The sequence below is a fragment of the Leifsonia sp. NPDC102414 genome, assembly GCF_044765685.1.
Taxonomy (GTDB): Bacteria; Actinomycetota; Actinomycetes; order Actinomycetales; family Microbacteriaceae; genus Leifsonia.
The window spans coordinates 473393-486898 of sequence record NZ_JBIWKN010000003.1; the positions used below are offsets into that span (position 1 = coordinate 473393).

The window sequence follows — 13506 nt, forward strand, 5'->3', positions numbered from 1 at the left end:
GCGTTCGTCACGGAAACGAGTGGTCCAGGATCATCCCGGGCCACTCGTTTCCGCGTGGTGCCCAGGAGGGCTGTTCGTGAGGCTCAGGAGCGCGCGACCGCGACGCAGGCGCGCAGCAGCTCGACCGCCTGGAGCGCGTCGGCGACGACGAAGCGCTGGCGGTCGCCTGCGCGGTCGAGTACCGCCCTGCGCAGCAGGTCGGCGTGCTCCGGCCAGCGGTCTGCGGCGAACGCGGCGGCCTCCGACTTGGAGATGATCGCGCCCGTCTCCACCGTGGCGACCAGGCGCGCCGGACCGAGCGCCACCCAGCGCACGGTCTCCGAACGCACAGGGGCGTCCTGCGCGCGGCCCGCCAGTTCGGCGACCACCCGCTCGCCGAACGGCTCCCAGTAGTCGACGAGATTGGCGCGAGAGAACGCGACAGCCCCTGCCGCCGCATCCGGATGCCGGTCGGCGACAGGGGACCAGATCACGTCGCCGCCGTCAGGGACGCCCTGAACGCCGGACTCGAGCTCGCGCCAGGTGACCCAGGAGAGCTGCGCGCCGGGCTGCGCGGACACGAGAACCCCTTCGATCACCTGCGGGGCGGTCTGCAGCGCATCAGGTCCCACGGCGATCTCGGTCTCGGTGAGGTAGACGCCGTCGATGTGCGGCTGGGATGCGGCGTGCAGTTCGGCGAGCAAGTCCAGTTCGGCCAGCGGGTCGCGGGTGACGACGAACACCACGTCGATGTCGCTCACCCCGTCGTGCCAGTCGTCGGTGACGGCCGACCCTGTGACGATCGCGCGGCTCACCAGCCCTGGCGCGATCCGCGCCTGTTCGAGGAGGAAGCCGGTGAGGGCGTCCGAGACGGCAGGGGGGAGGTGTGCATCCATGTCAGACCACCGGGGACTCCGCGGCGATCGTCTCTGGCGCTGCCTCCGCGTTCGTGTCGGCGAAGGCGAGCTTGGGGACGAAGAAGAGCAGCACGGCCGCGACGATGGCGCCGACTCCGCAGATCGTCCACACGAGCATGTATCCGAACAGGCTGGCGGCCGTCGCGGTGACGGTCGCGGCGCCGGTGAGCAGCACGACCCCGAAGACGGCGGACGCGAACGAGCCTCCGATGGTCTTCGTGGTGTTGGTGAGCGCGGTGGCGATGCCGGTCTGCCCGCGCGGAGCAGCGGCAGCGGCCGCGGCGGGCAGCGCCCCGACGAGCGCGCCGGAGCCGATGCCGGCGATCGCCATGTTGGTGAAAACCTGCCAGGTCTCGAAGTGGAACGGCAGGAACAGCAGGTAGCCGATGCCCACCAGGAATGCAGCGACGATGAGCGTGACCCGCGGGCTCAGCCACGAGGAGACGATCGGGAACAGCACGGCGCCGACGATCATCGAGATGAGGTACGCGCCGATCAGGATGCTGCGCTGCCCGGCAGAGAGCCCCAACCCGTAGCCGTTGACAGGGTCGGTGCCGGCGAACGTGCTGAGCGGAGCCTGCGCGCCGAGGAGGCTGATGCCGATGAGCCCCGCCGTGAGCTGCACCGGCCACATGTTCGGGCGGCGCAGCACGCGCAGGTCGATGGCGGGGTCGTCCTGCTTGAGCTCCCAGCGGCCGAACGGGATGAAGGTGAGCACGCCGACCACGATCAGCGCCCAGACCCACCAGGTGCCGACGCCGTTGATGCGCAGGAAGGTGAGGCCGGACGTGATGAGCAGGAGGCCGAGCGTCAGGATGGTGAAGCCCACCGCATCCAGCCGGCGTCCAGGGATGGGCTCCGACTCCGGCACGCCGAACAGGATGGCGAAGAAAACCAGCGTGACGGCGATCGCCGGGACGATGAGGGTGAGCGTGACGTTGCTGCCGAGCGCTTCGAACAGCAGCCCTGCGCCGATCGCGCCGACGATCGCGCCGGCCTCCAGCGCGACGACGAGCAGGCCGGCGGCCTTGCGGGTCTGCGACGCCGCTGTGCCCGTCCGGCGACCACGGTCGAAGATGAGTGCCACCTCGAGAGGGAGCCAGACGACGTAGAAGCCCTGCAGAGCGAAGGCGATGAGGAACGTGGTGAAGTTGCTGGAGAAGGCGAGGGCCCACGTCGCCAGCGCGGTCAGCACCGTGGCGATCAACAGGATGCGCTTGTGCCCGAACATGTCGCCGAGCTTCGCGAGCACGGGAACCACCAGCGCAGACAGCAGCAACTGCGCGGCCTCGAACCAGTTGTAGTCGGCGTCGTGGATGCCCAGATGCTTGACGATGTCGGAGATCAGAGGGACGTAGTACCCCTGCAGAATCCCGCTCGTCACCTCGACGAACGCCAGCCACCCGATCAGCCCGGCCGTCACGCCGAGCGCGACCCTGGACCGTGTCCTCCCTGACTCCATTTCTGGATGCTAACAGCCGGTCGGCGAGTTGGATGCAACAGGCTCGAAACCGCGGAGCGCGCGTGCCGTCACCGCCGTATCGCGGGGAGGTGGGCTGGCCGGTACGGTAGGAGGATGGCAGGTGAACTCGACGACTCAGGATCAGCCGTTCTCCAGGAGACGGAGCGAGAGGTTCTCGGCTGGCTCGAGTTCGGCGAAGCCGCCAGGCATCTCGCCGGGGAGGTCGTGGAGTCCGGCTTCGAGCCCGATCTGGTGGTCGCCATCGCGCGCGGCGGCCTGCTGCTCGCCGGAGCGATGTCGTACGCGCTCGGCATCAAGTCCTGCGGCGCCCTCAACGTGGAGTTCTACACCGGGGTCGACGAGCGCCTGCCAGAGCCCGTCGTGCTCCCTCCGATGCTCGACCAGAGCGCGCTGAACGCCAAGCGCGTCCTGCTCGTCGACGATGTGTCCGACTCCGGGCGCACCCTGGCGATGGTCGTGGACCTGATCGCCGCATCCGGCGCCGATGTGCGCACCGTCTGCCTGTACTCGAAGCCGCGCACCGCGCTGGAGCCCGACTTCGTCTGGCGCCGCACAGACAGGTGGATCACGTTCCCGTGGTCCGCACTGCCTCCCGTGACGGCCGGCGCCTGAACACCGCCGCATCAGGGAGCGACGTGCCGAAGTCTCTCGCCGAGCTGGCCGCCGACGGGTCGATGGACCCCGGCTGGGCCGCCGCGCTGGAACCCGTCGCCGACCGCATCGCCGCGATGGGCGAGTTCCTGCGCGCGGAGGTCGCCGCACGCCGGCCATACCTTCCAGCAGGCGAGAACGTGCTGCGCGCCTTCCGTGCTCCGCTGGCGGAGGTGCGGGTGCTGATCGTCGGACAGGACCCGTATCCGACCCCGGGACACCCGATCGGGCTGTCGTTCGCCGTCGAACGACACGTGCGTCCCGTGCCGCGCAGCCTGCAGAACATCTACCGCGAACTCCGCGACGACCTCGGCGTCACACCGCCACCGCACGGCGACCTGAGCGCGTGGTCGCGGCACGGTGTCATGCTGCTCAACCGCGTGCTCACCGTGCGCCCCGGCGAGCCGGCGTCGCACCGCGGCAAGGGGTGGGAGGCGGTCACCGACCACGCCATCCGGTGCCTGGTGAAGCGCGGCACGCCGTTCGTGTCGATCCTCTGGGGCAGGGATGCGTCCACCCTGAAACCCCTGCTCGGCGGCAATCCGTCGATCGAGTCCGCGCATCCGAGCCCGCTGTCAGCATCCCGTGGCTTCTTCGGGTCGAAGCCGTTCTCCCTGGCCAACGAGGAGCTGCGGCAGCGCGGCCTGCAGCCGGTGGACTGGTCCCTGGAACCGTAACCTCCACGAAACGGCGGGCGCGTAGGCTTGTGCCGTGCTTGAAGAGGAATACCAGCCGCGCAGGGAGCTGCCCCGGCACCTGAGGAAGACGGAGCCGGCAGAGGCGCCGTTCGAGTACTCGATCCGGGATGCGGTCCCCGCCGACCTGCCCTGGGTGCGCGAGATCTACAACCACTACGTCGCCAACAGCACCGTCACGTTCGACGAGGACGCGATGACGTTGCGCGAGTGGAAGAGCAAGTTCGCCTACCTGCACAAGCTGAACATGCCGTTCATCGTCGCCGTGTCGCCGAGCGGGCAGATCCTCGGCTACGCGCTCGTCTCGCCGTGGAAGCAGAAGCGCGCATACCGCTTCACGGTGGAGAACTCGATCTATCTGGGCGCCGCATCCACCGGCAAGGGTCTCGGCCCCGTGTTGATGCAGGCCCTGATCGACAAGTCCAAGGAGGCGGGCCTCAAGGAGATGATCGCGGTCATCGCCGACAAGGGCGCTGAGGCGTCGATCAAGATGCACGAGAACTTCGGCTTCACCGAGATCGGTCGGATGGGCAGGGTCGGCTACAAGTTCGACCGCTGGCTCGGCACCGTGCTGATGCAGCGGTCGCTCAAGTAACGGTTTCGCATCCCCAGGATAGCCGTGCAGGGTCGCGCTGTATTCTGAGCGCACACGCGTCGCCGCGCTGACATACTCCGGGGGGAATATATGAAGAAGACGTCTGCATCCGTGGCGGTTCTCGCCGCTGTCGCGGTGGTGCTGGCACTGGCGGGATGCGCGGGGGCCGCTCCGGCCGAACCGCCGACCACGTCCGCGTCGCCGACGCCCGCACCGACCGCCACACAGGCTGCCGCGCCGACCGTTCGCGTGGCGACGACCTGCGACGCGCTCGCATCGCAAGCGCAGATCGACCAAGCGGGTGGAACGCATCTGCCGGCGTCGACGGCCGCGGTGACGCCCAACCCGCCCGGCTACGGCAACCAGCGGATGGGGGTGCTCACCTGCGTGTGGGCGACGTCCGATCCCAACACGGGTGCGGGTCCTGCGGTGCAGATCTCGGTCGTCCCTGACGCGACCAGAGCCGGGTTCGAGGCGTACCGCACGGGCGAGGCCGTGGCTTCCAGCGATACGCCGTCCTCCGTGGGGCCGGACGCGTACACGTACTGCGCAGGAGAGCCAGTGGTCCTCTGCGGCTTCCACGCCCTGCTGCCCCACTACGGCATCGTCGGAACGGTCTTCGGCGGTGGGAGCACCCTCGGGGATGGCGCGCGCTCCGCCATCGACGCGATGCTCGCGCAGACGTACGGGGTGGTCTCCGGGCTGGCGGCGCCCGCTACGGTCTGGCAGCCGCCTGCGCCGGCGCTCCAGGGGGCATCGGACTGCGACGCGATCGTGACGTCGGAGCAGTTGACGGCGGCGACCGGTGTCGGCCCGGCTCACGCGGCGAAGTCGGACGACGGAGAGTATTCGACCTCCCTGTTCAATGTCGCCCACCAGGTCGGAGCCTTCTGGTGCGGCTGGGTGGAAGACGACGGAGGGACGAGCTTCACCATCGGCGTGCTGCCCGGCGGTGCGACGTACCTGGAGCATCTGCGCGGCAGCGACGCGGAAGAGCAGCCCGGCGTCGGCGACGCAGCGTTCTGGGCGCCGGACGGCGACCTGAACGTCGTCGCCGACTCCGGCTGGTTGCAGGTGCGCGCTGTGCCGGGGGAGGGCAAGACGGCCCCGACGCACGACCAGCTCGCTGCGCTCGCGAAGCAGATCATCGCCAACCTCGGCACGACGTGACACGCGGGAGGCGCGATCCGTCGCCTCGCGCCGCTCGCCGCGACGGGTGACTAAGGTGGCGTTCGTGACCACCGTGACTCCGGACAACGGCCGCGTCGCCTCCGCCGCCCCCGCGACGCCCGCGAACCTGCCGCTGCGCAAACGCCCTGTCGACATCTTCTTCATCGTGATGTTCTCGCTGTTCATCGTGACGTGCATCATCAGCGACGCCATCCCGACGCTCGGCATCCCGCAGACGTCGACGACCACGAACCTGTTCGCGCAGTGGAACTACACGTACTCGTCGCAGTACGACCCGCTCTACCAGAACCCGCCGATCTGGCTGCGTTTCATCACGGGCACCTCGGCGTTCATCTACCTGCCGTTCTACGTGCTGCTCGTGATCTGCCTGTCGAAGGGCTACAACTGGATCCAGCTATATGCGGTGATCTACGCCACGATGATCATCAGCCTCACGGGCATCCCGATCTTCGGCGTCGAGTTCTTCGGCGACGCCGCCCAGCGCACCCCGCAGCCGATCATGTTCCTGCTCTACAACGGCCCGTATGTGCTGGTGCCGTTGCTGCTGCTGATCCGGATGCGCAAGCCGCTGCCGTTCACGCGGCGGTTCTAGCCCCGCCGAGCTCGAGCAGTCCGACGCCGCCGATCACGAGCACGATGCCGGCGATCTGCACCCAGGTGAGGGACTCTTTGAAGAACACCCACGAGATGATCACGATCGCCACCACGCCGACCGCCGACCAGATCGCGTAAGCGATGCCGAGGGGTACGCCGCGACCGAGCGAGAGGGACAGGGCGGCGAACGAGGCGACGTAGCCGACCACCACGATCAGGTACGCCCACCATTTGGGGTTGTCTCCCGAGGTGAATTTGAGGAACGTGGTCGCGATCACCTCGGTGGCGATGGCGATGCCGAGGAAGAGGTAGCCGAGCACTGCTGTTGCTCCTGTCAGACGGCCGGATGCCGGTCAGTACACAAACTAGCGGGAGGACCACACGATGGACCAGGACGACCAGCAGCCCCAGCACCCCGACGAGCACCAGAGGCAGAAGCCACGAGTCCGCCAGCTCAGGATCGTGGTCGAGGCCGACGACTACGACGAAGCGCTCGCGTTCTTCCGCGACGTGCTCGGCCTCGACGAGCAGGAGTCGTACTCCGGCGACGGGGGAGCGGAGGTGGCCATCCTGGATGCGGGCCGCGCCACCCTGGAGATCGCGAACCCCGCCCAGAAGGCGATGATCGACGACGTCGAGGTGGGCAGGCAGGTGGCTCCGCACATCCGGTTGGCGTTCGAGGTGGACGACAGCGCCGCGGTCACCGCCGAGCTGGTGGATGCGGGCGCCGCCCACCCGCACGCCGTGGAACTCGCTCAACGCACGACTCGCGGCCCCTGCCGGGCTGCAGCTCACCGTGTTCCAGGAACTCGGCGACCGCGCCTGACAGGGGCCGCGATGGGGTCGACAGCGGAGCGAGCGTCAGCTCTTCGGCGTGGCCCTGCTGATCACGAAGTATCCGCTGACCGCCGCGAGTGCCGTCGGGACCAGCAGCCACGCCACCACTCCGACAGGGCCCATCGTTGCGAACCATTCGCCCACCGCTAGCCAGCTCGACGTGAACGTGATCAGGGCGACGGCTCCGACGATGATCAGCACGAGCACCGCTCCTGCGACGAGCACGCCGTTCATCCGCCAGCGCATGTACAGCGTGCCGCTGACCGAGCCGACGAAGAAGAAGAACAGCATCGCCACGAACACGATGAACAGGCGGGCGAAGAACCCGCCTCCACCGAAGTAGATCGACGTGAAAAGGTGGCCGCCGAGGCCCCAGCCGCCCGTCGCCTCCTCCAGCGCGGAGAGGATCGTGAAGCCGATGGCGTACCCGGCCGCCAGCATCACGAAGGTCAGGGCGGAGCCGAGGTAGAAGTCGCGCCTGGTCACGCTGTAGCCGAGCGCGAACGGGAACGTCATCGAGATCACCTGGATGCCGACCACCAGCATGTAGACGAAGATGTAGAACCCACCGCCGCTCCACTGGGTGCCCTCGAAGGCGTGGGCGCGGTCGGCGGGCGCCGTCGCGGCCCAGATGATCCACCAGATCAGATAGTTCACCAGCCAGATGAAGCCCATGATCATCATCGGCACCCAGATGGTGGTCCACTTGTTGACCAGGTTCAGTCTCACCACCCGCCAGATGCGGTGGGCGGACGCTGGCGTTGTGCGGAGGTTCACGGCCTCCGGCGTGATGGCGGTCATGCGCTCTGCTCGAATTCTGTCGCTCGGACGTTGGTCTTGCGGACGATGAGTTGCTGGAGGGAGACCGGGCTGAGTTCGAGCCCGGCCGCGACGGCCTGCGCTCTGTCGCCCTGCGACAGACCCGAGACCGTGACGGAGGCGAGACCGCCGACGCCGTCGCGGTGGATGACGTCACGGCCGGCGACGAACTGCTCGACCGCTCCGCGCTGCCCGACCACGGTGGTCGCTGAACCGCGCATCTCCTCCGCGTCCTCGTCGATCAGGATGCGTCCCTGGTCGATCACGATGACGTGTTCGAGCAGGTTGGCGACCTCGTCGATGAGGTGGGTGGAGAGGATGATCGTGCGCGGGTGCTCCGCGTAGTCCTCGAGGAGGCGGTCGTAGAAGATCTGCCTGGCGACCGCATCCAACCCGAGGTACGGCTCGTCGAAGAAGGTCAGCGGCGCGCGGGAGGCGAGGCCGACGATCACGCCGACGGCCGAGAGCTGTCCGCGGGAGAGCTTCTTGATGCGCCGGTCGACCGGGAGGCGGAAGTCGGCGATCAGCTGCTCGGCGAACTCCGCATCCCAGTTCTCGAAGAACCAGGGTGCGCTGCGGAAGACGTGCTTCGGCTGGAAGTCGTCCGGGTAGCGCTGGCTCTCCTTGATGAAGCAGAGGTTCTGCAGCACGCGGGCGTTCTCCACCGGGCTCTCCCCGAACACCTGGACGTCACCTGCGGTGGCGAAGACCTGGCCGGTGAGGAGCTGCATGATCGTGGTCTTGCCCGCGCCGTTGCGGCCGAGGAGGCCGTAGATCTTGTTCGGTTTGACGGTGAAGCTGATGTCGTCGATCGCGGTGAACGATCCGAAGCGCTTGGTGAGGCCGTCGACGTGGACGGCAGGCGCGATCGAGGTGGGTGTCGCTGTGGCGGTCATGCGCTCACTCCTTCCGTGGTGATCATTTCGGTGAGTTGCTGGGGGCCGATCCCGAGCTTCGCCGCTTCGGCGAGCAGGGGGCGGAGGTATTCGTCGCGGAACGCGTCGCGCCGCTTGGCCATGAGGCGCTCGCGGGCGCCGTCGGCAACGAACATGCCGATTCCTCTCTTCTTGTAGAGAATCCCGTCGTCCACCAGGATGTTGACGCCCTTTCCTGCTGTGGCGGGGTTGATGCGGTAGAAGGCCGCGAACTCGTTCGTCGACGGCACCTGGGTCTCTGGGGGATACACGCCGTCGATGATGTCGTTCTCGATCTGTTCGGCGATTTGAACGAAGATCGGCTTTCCCTCTTCGATCATCGGTACCTCCGGCTCTCTAACCTCATGGGTTAGTTACTGATGTAACTAACCAACCAGGTTGACGACGATCTGTCAAGACATTTCTCGGCGGGGGATCGGCGGGGATAGCCTCGGAGCATGGCCGAACTCCACGAGCTCACCGCTCTCGCCCTCTGGCAGGAACTGCAGGCGGGCAGGGTCTCACCCAGGGAACTCGCCTCCCACTACCTCGACCGGATCGACAGGCTCAACCCGCAGCTCGGCGCCTTCGTCACGGTCACCAGGGAGAACGCGCTGGCGCGCGCCGACAGGCTCGCCTCCGAGGTGCCGAAGACCGCACCGCTCTGGGGCCTGCCGTCCGGCGACAAAGACCTGTGGATGCGCGCCGGAGTCCGCACGGGGTTCGGCTCGCGGCTGATGGCCGATTTCGTCCCTGACACCTCGGACGAGATCGTCGAGACCCTGGACGCGGCGGGCGCCGTCAGCCTCGGCAAGACGAACGCCCCCGAATTCGGCCTCCCCGCATACACCGAGTCGCTCGCGGCCCCTCCCGCCAGGAACCCGTGGGACCCGTCGCTCGGCTCCGGCGGTTCCAGCGGAGGGGCGGCCGTCGCCGTCGCCAGCGGGATGCTCCCGTTCGCGCCGGGCTCCGACGGCGGCGGTTCGGTGCGCATCCCCGCCGCCGCGTGCGGCCTGGTCGGCCTGAAGCCGACCCGTGGGCTCGTCCCAGCAGGCAGCGGCATCGACTCGCTCGCCGGCCTGGTGGTCGACGGGCCGCTCGCACGCACCACGGCCGATGCCGCCCTCCTCCTCGACGGCATGATCGCCAAGCGCGACGGCCGCATCGACCACCACTACACGCTGCGCGCCCCGTACGACGACGACGGCCCCTTCCTCGGCGCAGCCGTGCGCGGGGAGGGCCGCTTCCAGCTCGGCGTCATGACGACCTCGGCCTGGGACGACGCATACGAGATCGTCATCGCCCAGGAGGCCAGGGCGGCGCTCGACGCAGCAGTGGACGCGTTCACCGCGATGGGCCACGGAATAGAGGAGACCGCGCTCGTCTCCGACCCGACGTACGCGCCGGCGTTCCGCACGATCTGGCAGGCGGGCGCAGCGCGCATCCCGGCGGAGGGCGAAGCGGAGAACCTGCTCGAACCGCTCACGAAGTGGCTGCTCGGCAAGGGGAGGGCGATCAGCGCCAGGGAGCTGAGTGAAGCGCTCTCGGCACTCACCGCGTACGAGCGCTCTCTCATCCGGCAGCTCTCGTCGTTCGACGCCGTGCTCACCCCGGCGATGGCCATGACCCCGCGCCCCGTCGGCTGGTACGACCAGGAGGACGGCGAGCGGAACTTCGAGCAGCAGGTGCAGTACACCCCGTTCACATCGATGCTGAACGTCTCCGGGCTCCCGGCGATCGTGCTGCCCATCCTGCAGACCGACGACGGCCTGCCGATGGGCGTGCAGCTCATCGGCCGTCCAGGCGGGGAACGCACCCTGCTGTCTCTCGCCGCGCAGCTCGAACGGAAGGTGCGCTGGCAGCTCCGCTACCCGCCGGTCTGGTGACCGGCGTACGATGACCGGCGTGAGCGTGGACGACTCGTTCGGTCCGGCACTCGGCGAAGCGTCGCGGCTCGCCGAGCGGTGGCTCGACGGCGTCCGCGACGGCAGCATCCCCGCCACGGCGACCATCGACCAGGTCAAGGACGCGCTGGGCAGGAGCATCCCGGAGCGCGGAGACGACGCGACGACGGTGCTTCGCCGGATGGGCGACGCCATCGAGCCCGGTCTGCTCAGGATGCACTCGCCGCGTTTCCACGGCTGGGTGATCGGGGGTGCGCATCCCGTCGCGCTTGCCGCCGACTGGCTGGTGTCCGCCTGGGATCAGAACGCCACGCTGCGAACGGTCACGCCGGGAGTGGTCGCGGCGGAGGAGCTGGCGGGGGAGTGGATCGTCGAGCTGCTCGGTCTCCCGCCCGCCGCGGAGGCCGGATTCGTGACAGGCGCGACGATGGCGAACTTCGTCGGGATCGTCACGGCCCGCGACCACGTGCTGCGCGAGGCGGGATGGGACGTCGCCTCGGACGGCCTCTCCGGTGGTCCGCGCGTGCGGTTCGTCGCCGGTGCGGAACGGCATGGCTCGCTCGACGAGGCCGGCCGGTTCGCCGGGCTCGGCGCTGCGCAGCTCGTGGACGCCGACGACGAGGGCAGGATGCGGGTGGATGCGCTGCGCGAGACGCTCGCGGCAGGCGACGGGCCGACCATCGTCTGCCTGCAGGCCGGCAACGTCCACTCCGGTGCGTTCGACCCCATCGCCGATGCCGTGGCGGTCGCACACGCCGCCGGCGCCTGGGTGCACATCGACGGGGCGTTCGGGCTGTGGGCCGCAGCGTCGCCGCGGCTGCGTCACCTGACGGAGGGGATGGCGGCGGCCGACTCCTGGGCGACGGACGCGCACAAGACACTCAACGTGCCGTACGACTGCGGCATCGCGATCGTCGCGCATCCCGAGCTGCTGCACGCGTCGTTCGCGCAGCACGCCGCGTACCTGACGGCGACGGAGGTGGGCTCCGATCCGAACGACAGGGTGCCGGAGCTGTCCAGGCGCGCCCGCGGGGTGCCGGCGTACGCGGCGCTCGCCCAGCTCGGGCGGCACGGGGTGGCCGAACTCGTGGAGCGGTTGGCGGACGCGGCCGACGAGCTCCGGGCGCGGCTCTCCGAGCTGCCGGAGGTGCGCATCCTGAACGACGTGGTGTTCACGCAGGTCTGCGCGACGTTCGGCAGCGACGAGCGCACGCGCGCCGTGACCGGCGAGCTGGCGCGCGACGGCGTCGCCTTCGGCTCTCCGTCGCACTGGCACGGGCGCGACGTGCTGCGCTTCTCGGTGAGCAACTGGCTCACCGACCGCGCGGAGGCCCGGCGCACCGCTGCCGCTGTTGCCGACGCCCTCACGCGCATCCCGTAGCGCGGCGGCCGGATGCCTGCGGGGGGATGCCGGCGGAGATGCCTGTGGGTGGTGCCGGAGCTAGTTGACCGGCCCTGTGTACTTCTCGCCTGGACCCTTGCCGAGCTCATCGGGGATGGGGGACGCCTCGCGGAAGGCGAGCTGCAGGGAGCGCAGGCCGTCGCGGAGGCTGCGGGCGTGCTGGTCGCCGAGGTGCGCCGCGCTCGCGGTGACCAGGCCGGCGAGGGCGTCGATGAGCTTGCGGGCCTCGTCGAGGTCGGTCTGCGCATCCGGGTCGTCGGCGAGGCCGCACTTGACCGCGGCGGCGCTCATCAGGTGCACCGCGGTGGTCGTGATGACCTCGACGGCGGGGACTTCGGAGATGTCGCGGGTGGCCGCGCTGACGTCGTCGGAGTCGTCGAAGACGTGGGATGTGTCGCTCACTGCTTTCCTCTGTTAGAATCGTTCGGGCTCCGGGACTTCTGTCTCGGTACGAAAGTGGAGATTCCTCCCACCCGCGCTTGACCGCTTCACTAGGTTACCGGGTTGTTGCACTCCGCCAACGCGCGCAAGCGCGGGGGTAGACAGGGTGCTGTACCAGGCCTGCGAGAAATCGCAGGAATGCGTTGGTGCGTGGAAAATCCTCTTTCGCCGGTGTCGTCACCCGACGAGATCGCGGCCGCGAAGTATCGCTTGATCAGAGGAGAAAAGCATCAGCGATCCCCGTACCAATGACCGTATCCGCGTCCCGGAAGTTCGACTTGTCGGCCCCAGCGGAGAGCAGGTCGGCGTCGTCAAAATCGAGGTCGCCCTCCGTCTCGCGCAGGAAGCAGACCTGGATCTGGTTGAGGTTGCTCCCAACTCCAAGCCGCCTGTCGCGAAGATCATGGACTACGGCAAGTTCAAGTACGAGGCTGCGCAGAAGGCGAAGGAAGCCCGGCGCAACCAGGCGAACACCATCCTCAAAGAGGTGCGGTTCCGCCTCAAGATCGACAAGCACGACTACGAGACGAAGCGCAAGCGCGCCGAAGGCTTCCTGAAGGCCGGCGACAAGGTGAAGGCGATGATCCTGTTCCGGGGTCGCGAGCAGTCGCGACCCGACCAGGGCGTCCGTCTCCTCCAGCGTTTCGCAGAAGATGTCGCCGAGTTCGGCTCGGTGGAATCCAACCCGACCATCGACGGTCGAAACATGGTCATGGTCATCGGCCCTCTGAAGAACAAGTCAGAGGCCAAGGCCGAGGCCAACGCACAACGTGCCGCCACGAAAGCGCGGGCCCAGGGCCGCGACACCGAGGCGGTTGCTGACGCAGACGACTCTGCTCAGTCCGAAGAGAGTTCGCCCGCCGAGGCGACGAACGAGGAGAAATAATGCCCAAGCAGAAGACCCACTCCGGGGCCAAGAAGCGCTTCAAGATCACCGGCAGCGGCAAGGTCATGAAGCAGCAGGCCGGTATGCGCCACAACCTGGAGGTCAAGTCCAGCGACCGCAAGCGTCGCCTCAACCAGGAGCAGGTCGTTCCCGAGGTGGATGCCAAGGTCATCCGCCGCATGCTCGGCAAGTAACCCC

At 68.4% G+C, this 13506-nt stretch carries 16 protein-coding genes and 1 pseudogene; 10 read left to right on the forward strand and 7 right to left on the reverse strand.

The window, feature by feature from the left end:
* Nucleotides 1-83: 83 nt before the first annotated feature.
* On the reverse strand, nt 84-875 hold the full coding sequence (locus tag ACIRCZ_RS14920; RefSeq protein WP_402854434.1) for an aminoglycoside adenylyltransferase domain-containing protein: 792 nt from the start codon (nt 873-875) through the stop codon (nt 84-86).
* A 1-nt stretch (nt 876) separates the two neighbouring features.
* Nucleotides 877-2358, reverse strand: a complete 1482-nt coding sequence (locus ACIRCZ_RS14925) for an MFS transporter (RefSeq protein ID WP_402854436.1) — start codon at nt 2356-2358, stop codon at nt 877-879.
* A gap of 114 nt (nt 2359-2472) precedes the next feature.
* On the opposite strand from ACIRCZ_RS14925, the gene ACIRCZ_RS14930 reads away from it, so the two are divergent.
* The 5 genes from ACIRCZ_RS14930 (at nt 2473) to ACIRCZ_RS14950 (ending at nt 6103) form a co-directional block, all read left to right on the forward strand.
* Nucleotides 2473-2991, forward strand: coding sequence for a phosphoribosyltransferase (locus ACIRCZ_RS14930; RefSeq protein WP_055891645.1), 519 nt, complete (start codon nt 2473-2475; stop codon nt 2989-2991).
* A gap of 23 nt (nt 2992-3014) precedes the next feature.
* On the forward strand, nt 3015-3707 hold the full coding sequence (locus ACIRCZ_RS14935; RefSeq protein WP_402854439.1) for a uracil-DNA glycosylase: 693 nt from the start codon (nt 3015-3017) through the stop codon (nt 3705-3707).
* Nucleotides 3708-3741: 34 nt separating this feature from the next.
* Entirely contained in the window at nt 3742-4320 is a 579-nt protein-coding gene (locus ACIRCZ_RS14940; RefSeq protein ID WP_055891039.1) for a GNAT family N-acetyltransferase, read from the forward strand.
* 90 nt (nt 4321-4410) lie between these two features.
* A complete protein-coding gene (locus ACIRCZ_RS14945; RefSeq protein ID WP_055891043.1) occupies nt 4411-5490 on the forward strand; it encodes a hypothetical protein in 1080 nt (359 codons plus the stop codon).
* Between the two features lie 64 nt (nt 5491-5554).
* On the forward strand, nt 5555-6103 hold the full coding sequence (locus ACIRCZ_RS14950; protein ID WP_055891647.1) for a DUF2781 domain-containing protein: 549 nt from the start codon (nt 5555-5557) through the stop codon (nt 6101-6103).
* On the opposite strand, the gene ACIRCZ_RS14955 is transcribed toward ACIRCZ_RS14950, so the two are convergent.
* Complete coding sequence (locus ACIRCZ_RS14955; RefSeq protein ID WP_055891045.1) at nt 6087-6425, reverse strand: multidrug efflux SMR transporter; 339 nt, start codon at nt 6423-6425, stop codon at nt 6087-6089. The genes ACIRCZ_RS14950 and ACIRCZ_RS14955 overlap by 17 nt on opposite strands.
* 64 nt (nt 6426-6489) lie before the next feature.
* Here ACIRCZ_RS14955 and ACIRCZ_RS14960 point away from each other — a divergent pair.
* Nucleotides 6490-6795, forward strand: a pseudogene (locus ACIRCZ_RS14960) (VOC family protein); the annotation flags it as partial.
* A 171-nt stretch (nt 6796-6966) separates the two neighbouring features.
* Here ACIRCZ_RS14960 and ACIRCZ_RS14965 read toward each other — a convergent pair.
* Genes ACIRCZ_RS14965 through ACIRCZ_RS14975 form a run of 3 tightly spaced genes read right to left on the reverse strand, consistent with a single transcriptional unit; the run spans nt 6967 to nt 9016 of the window.
* Nucleotides 6967-7743: a hypothetical protein gene (locus ACIRCZ_RS14965; RefSeq protein WP_402854443.1), complete on the reverse strand. Its 777-nt coding sequence runs from the start codon at nt 7741-7743 to the stop codon at nt 6967-6969.
* A complete protein-coding gene (locus ACIRCZ_RS14970) occupies nt 7740-8657 on the reverse strand; it encodes an ABC transporter ATP-binding protein (RefSeq protein WP_055891054.1) in 918 nt (305 codons plus the stop codon). Before ACIRCZ_RS14970 ends, ACIRCZ_RS14965 begins: the two co-directional genes overlap by 4 nt.
* Nucleotides 8654-9016, reverse strand: a complete 363-nt coding sequence (locus ACIRCZ_RS14975; protein ID WP_055891057.1) for a GntR family transcriptional regulator — start codon at nt 9014-9016, stop codon at nt 8654-8656. Before ACIRCZ_RS14975 ends, ACIRCZ_RS14970 begins: the two co-directional genes overlap by 4 nt.
* Nucleotides 9017-9133: 117 nt before the next feature.
* Here ACIRCZ_RS14975 and ACIRCZ_RS14980 point away from each other — a divergent pair, with 117 nt between their 5' ends.
* Entirely contained in the window at nt 9134-10561 is a 1428-nt protein-coding gene (locus ACIRCZ_RS14980; protein ID WP_402854446.1) for an amidase, read from the forward strand.
* 10 nt (nt 10562-10571) lie between these two features.
* On the forward strand, nt 10572-11960 hold the full coding sequence (locus tag ACIRCZ_RS14985) for a pyridoxal phosphate-dependent decarboxylase family protein (RefSeq protein WP_402854448.1): 1389 nt from the start codon (nt 10572-10574) through the stop codon (nt 11958-11960).
* Between the two features lie 60 nt (nt 11961-12020).
* On the opposite strand, the gene ACIRCZ_RS14990 is transcribed toward ACIRCZ_RS14985, so the two are convergent.
* Nucleotides 12021-12383 carry a DUF1844 domain-containing protein gene (locus ACIRCZ_RS14990; RefSeq protein WP_055891069.1) on the reverse strand — a complete coding sequence of 121 codons (363 nt, stop codon included), beginning with the start codon at nt 12381-12383 and terminating at the stop codon, nt 12021-12023.
* Between the two features lie 268 nt (nt 12384-12651).
* Between ACIRCZ_RS14990 and infC the strand changes: the two genes are divergently transcribed.
* Both infC and rpmI read left to right on the forward strand, forming a co-directional pair.
* Nucleotides 12652-13308 (forward strand): translation initiation factor IF-3, encoded by a 657-nt coding sequence (gene infC, locus ACIRCZ_RS14995; protein WP_085369999.1) that lies wholly within the window; start codon nt 12652-12654, stop codon nt 13306-13308.
* Nucleotides 13308-13502, forward strand: a complete 195-nt coding sequence (gene rpmI, locus ACIRCZ_RS15000) for a 50S ribosomal protein L35 (protein ID WP_055891076.1) — start codon at nt 13308-13310, stop codon at nt 13500-13502. Before infC ends, rpmI begins: the two co-directional genes overlap by 1 nt.
* Nucleotides 13503-13506 lie beyond the last annotated feature (4 nt).

What these genes read in the sequence shown, in the direction of transcription:
- ACIRCZ_RS14920 (WP_402854434.1), bottom strand. Translation starts at nt 875, where the DNA reads ATGGATGCACACCTCCCCCCTGCCGTCTCGGACGCCCTCACCGGCTTC.
- ACIRCZ_RS14925 (WP_402854436.1), bottom strand. Translation starts at nt 2,358, where the DNA reads ATGGAGTCAGGGAGGACACGGTCCAGGGTCGCGCTCGGCGTGACGGCC.
- ACIRCZ_RS14930 (WP_055891645.1), top strand. Translation starts at nt 2,473, where the DNA reads ATGGCAGGTGAACTCGACGACTCAGGATCAGCCGTTCTCCAGGAGACG.
- ACIRCZ_RS14945 (WP_055891043.1), top strand. Translation starts at nt 4,411, where the DNA reads ATGAAGAAGACGTCTGCATCCGTGGCGGTTCTCGCCGCTGTCGCGGTG.
- ACIRCZ_RS14965 (WP_402854443.1), bottom strand. Translation starts at nt 7,743, where the DNA reads ATGACCGCCATCACGCCGGAGGCCGTGAACCTCCGCACAACGCCAGCG.
- ACIRCZ_RS14970 (WP_055891054.1), bottom strand. Translation starts at nt 8,657, where the DNA reads ATGACCGCCACAGCGACACCCACCTCGATCGCGCCTGCCGTCCACGTC.
- ACIRCZ_RS14975 (WP_055891057.1), bottom strand. Translation starts at nt 9,016, where the DNA reads ATGATCGAAGAGGGAAAGCCGATCTTCGTTCAAATCGCCGAACAGATC.
- ACIRCZ_RS14980 (WP_402854446.1), top strand. Translation starts at nt 9,134, where the DNA reads ATGGCCGAACTCCACGAGCTCACCGCTCTCGCCCTCTGGCAGGAACTG.
- ACIRCZ_RS14985 (WP_402854448.1), top strand. Translation starts at nt 10,572, where the DNA reads ATGACCGGCGTGAGCGTGGACGACTCGTTCGGTCCGGCACTCGGCGAA.
- rpmI (WP_055891076.1), top strand. Translation starts at nt 13,308, where the DNA reads ATGCCCAAGCAGAAGACCCACTCCGGGGCCAAGAAGCGCTTCAAGATC.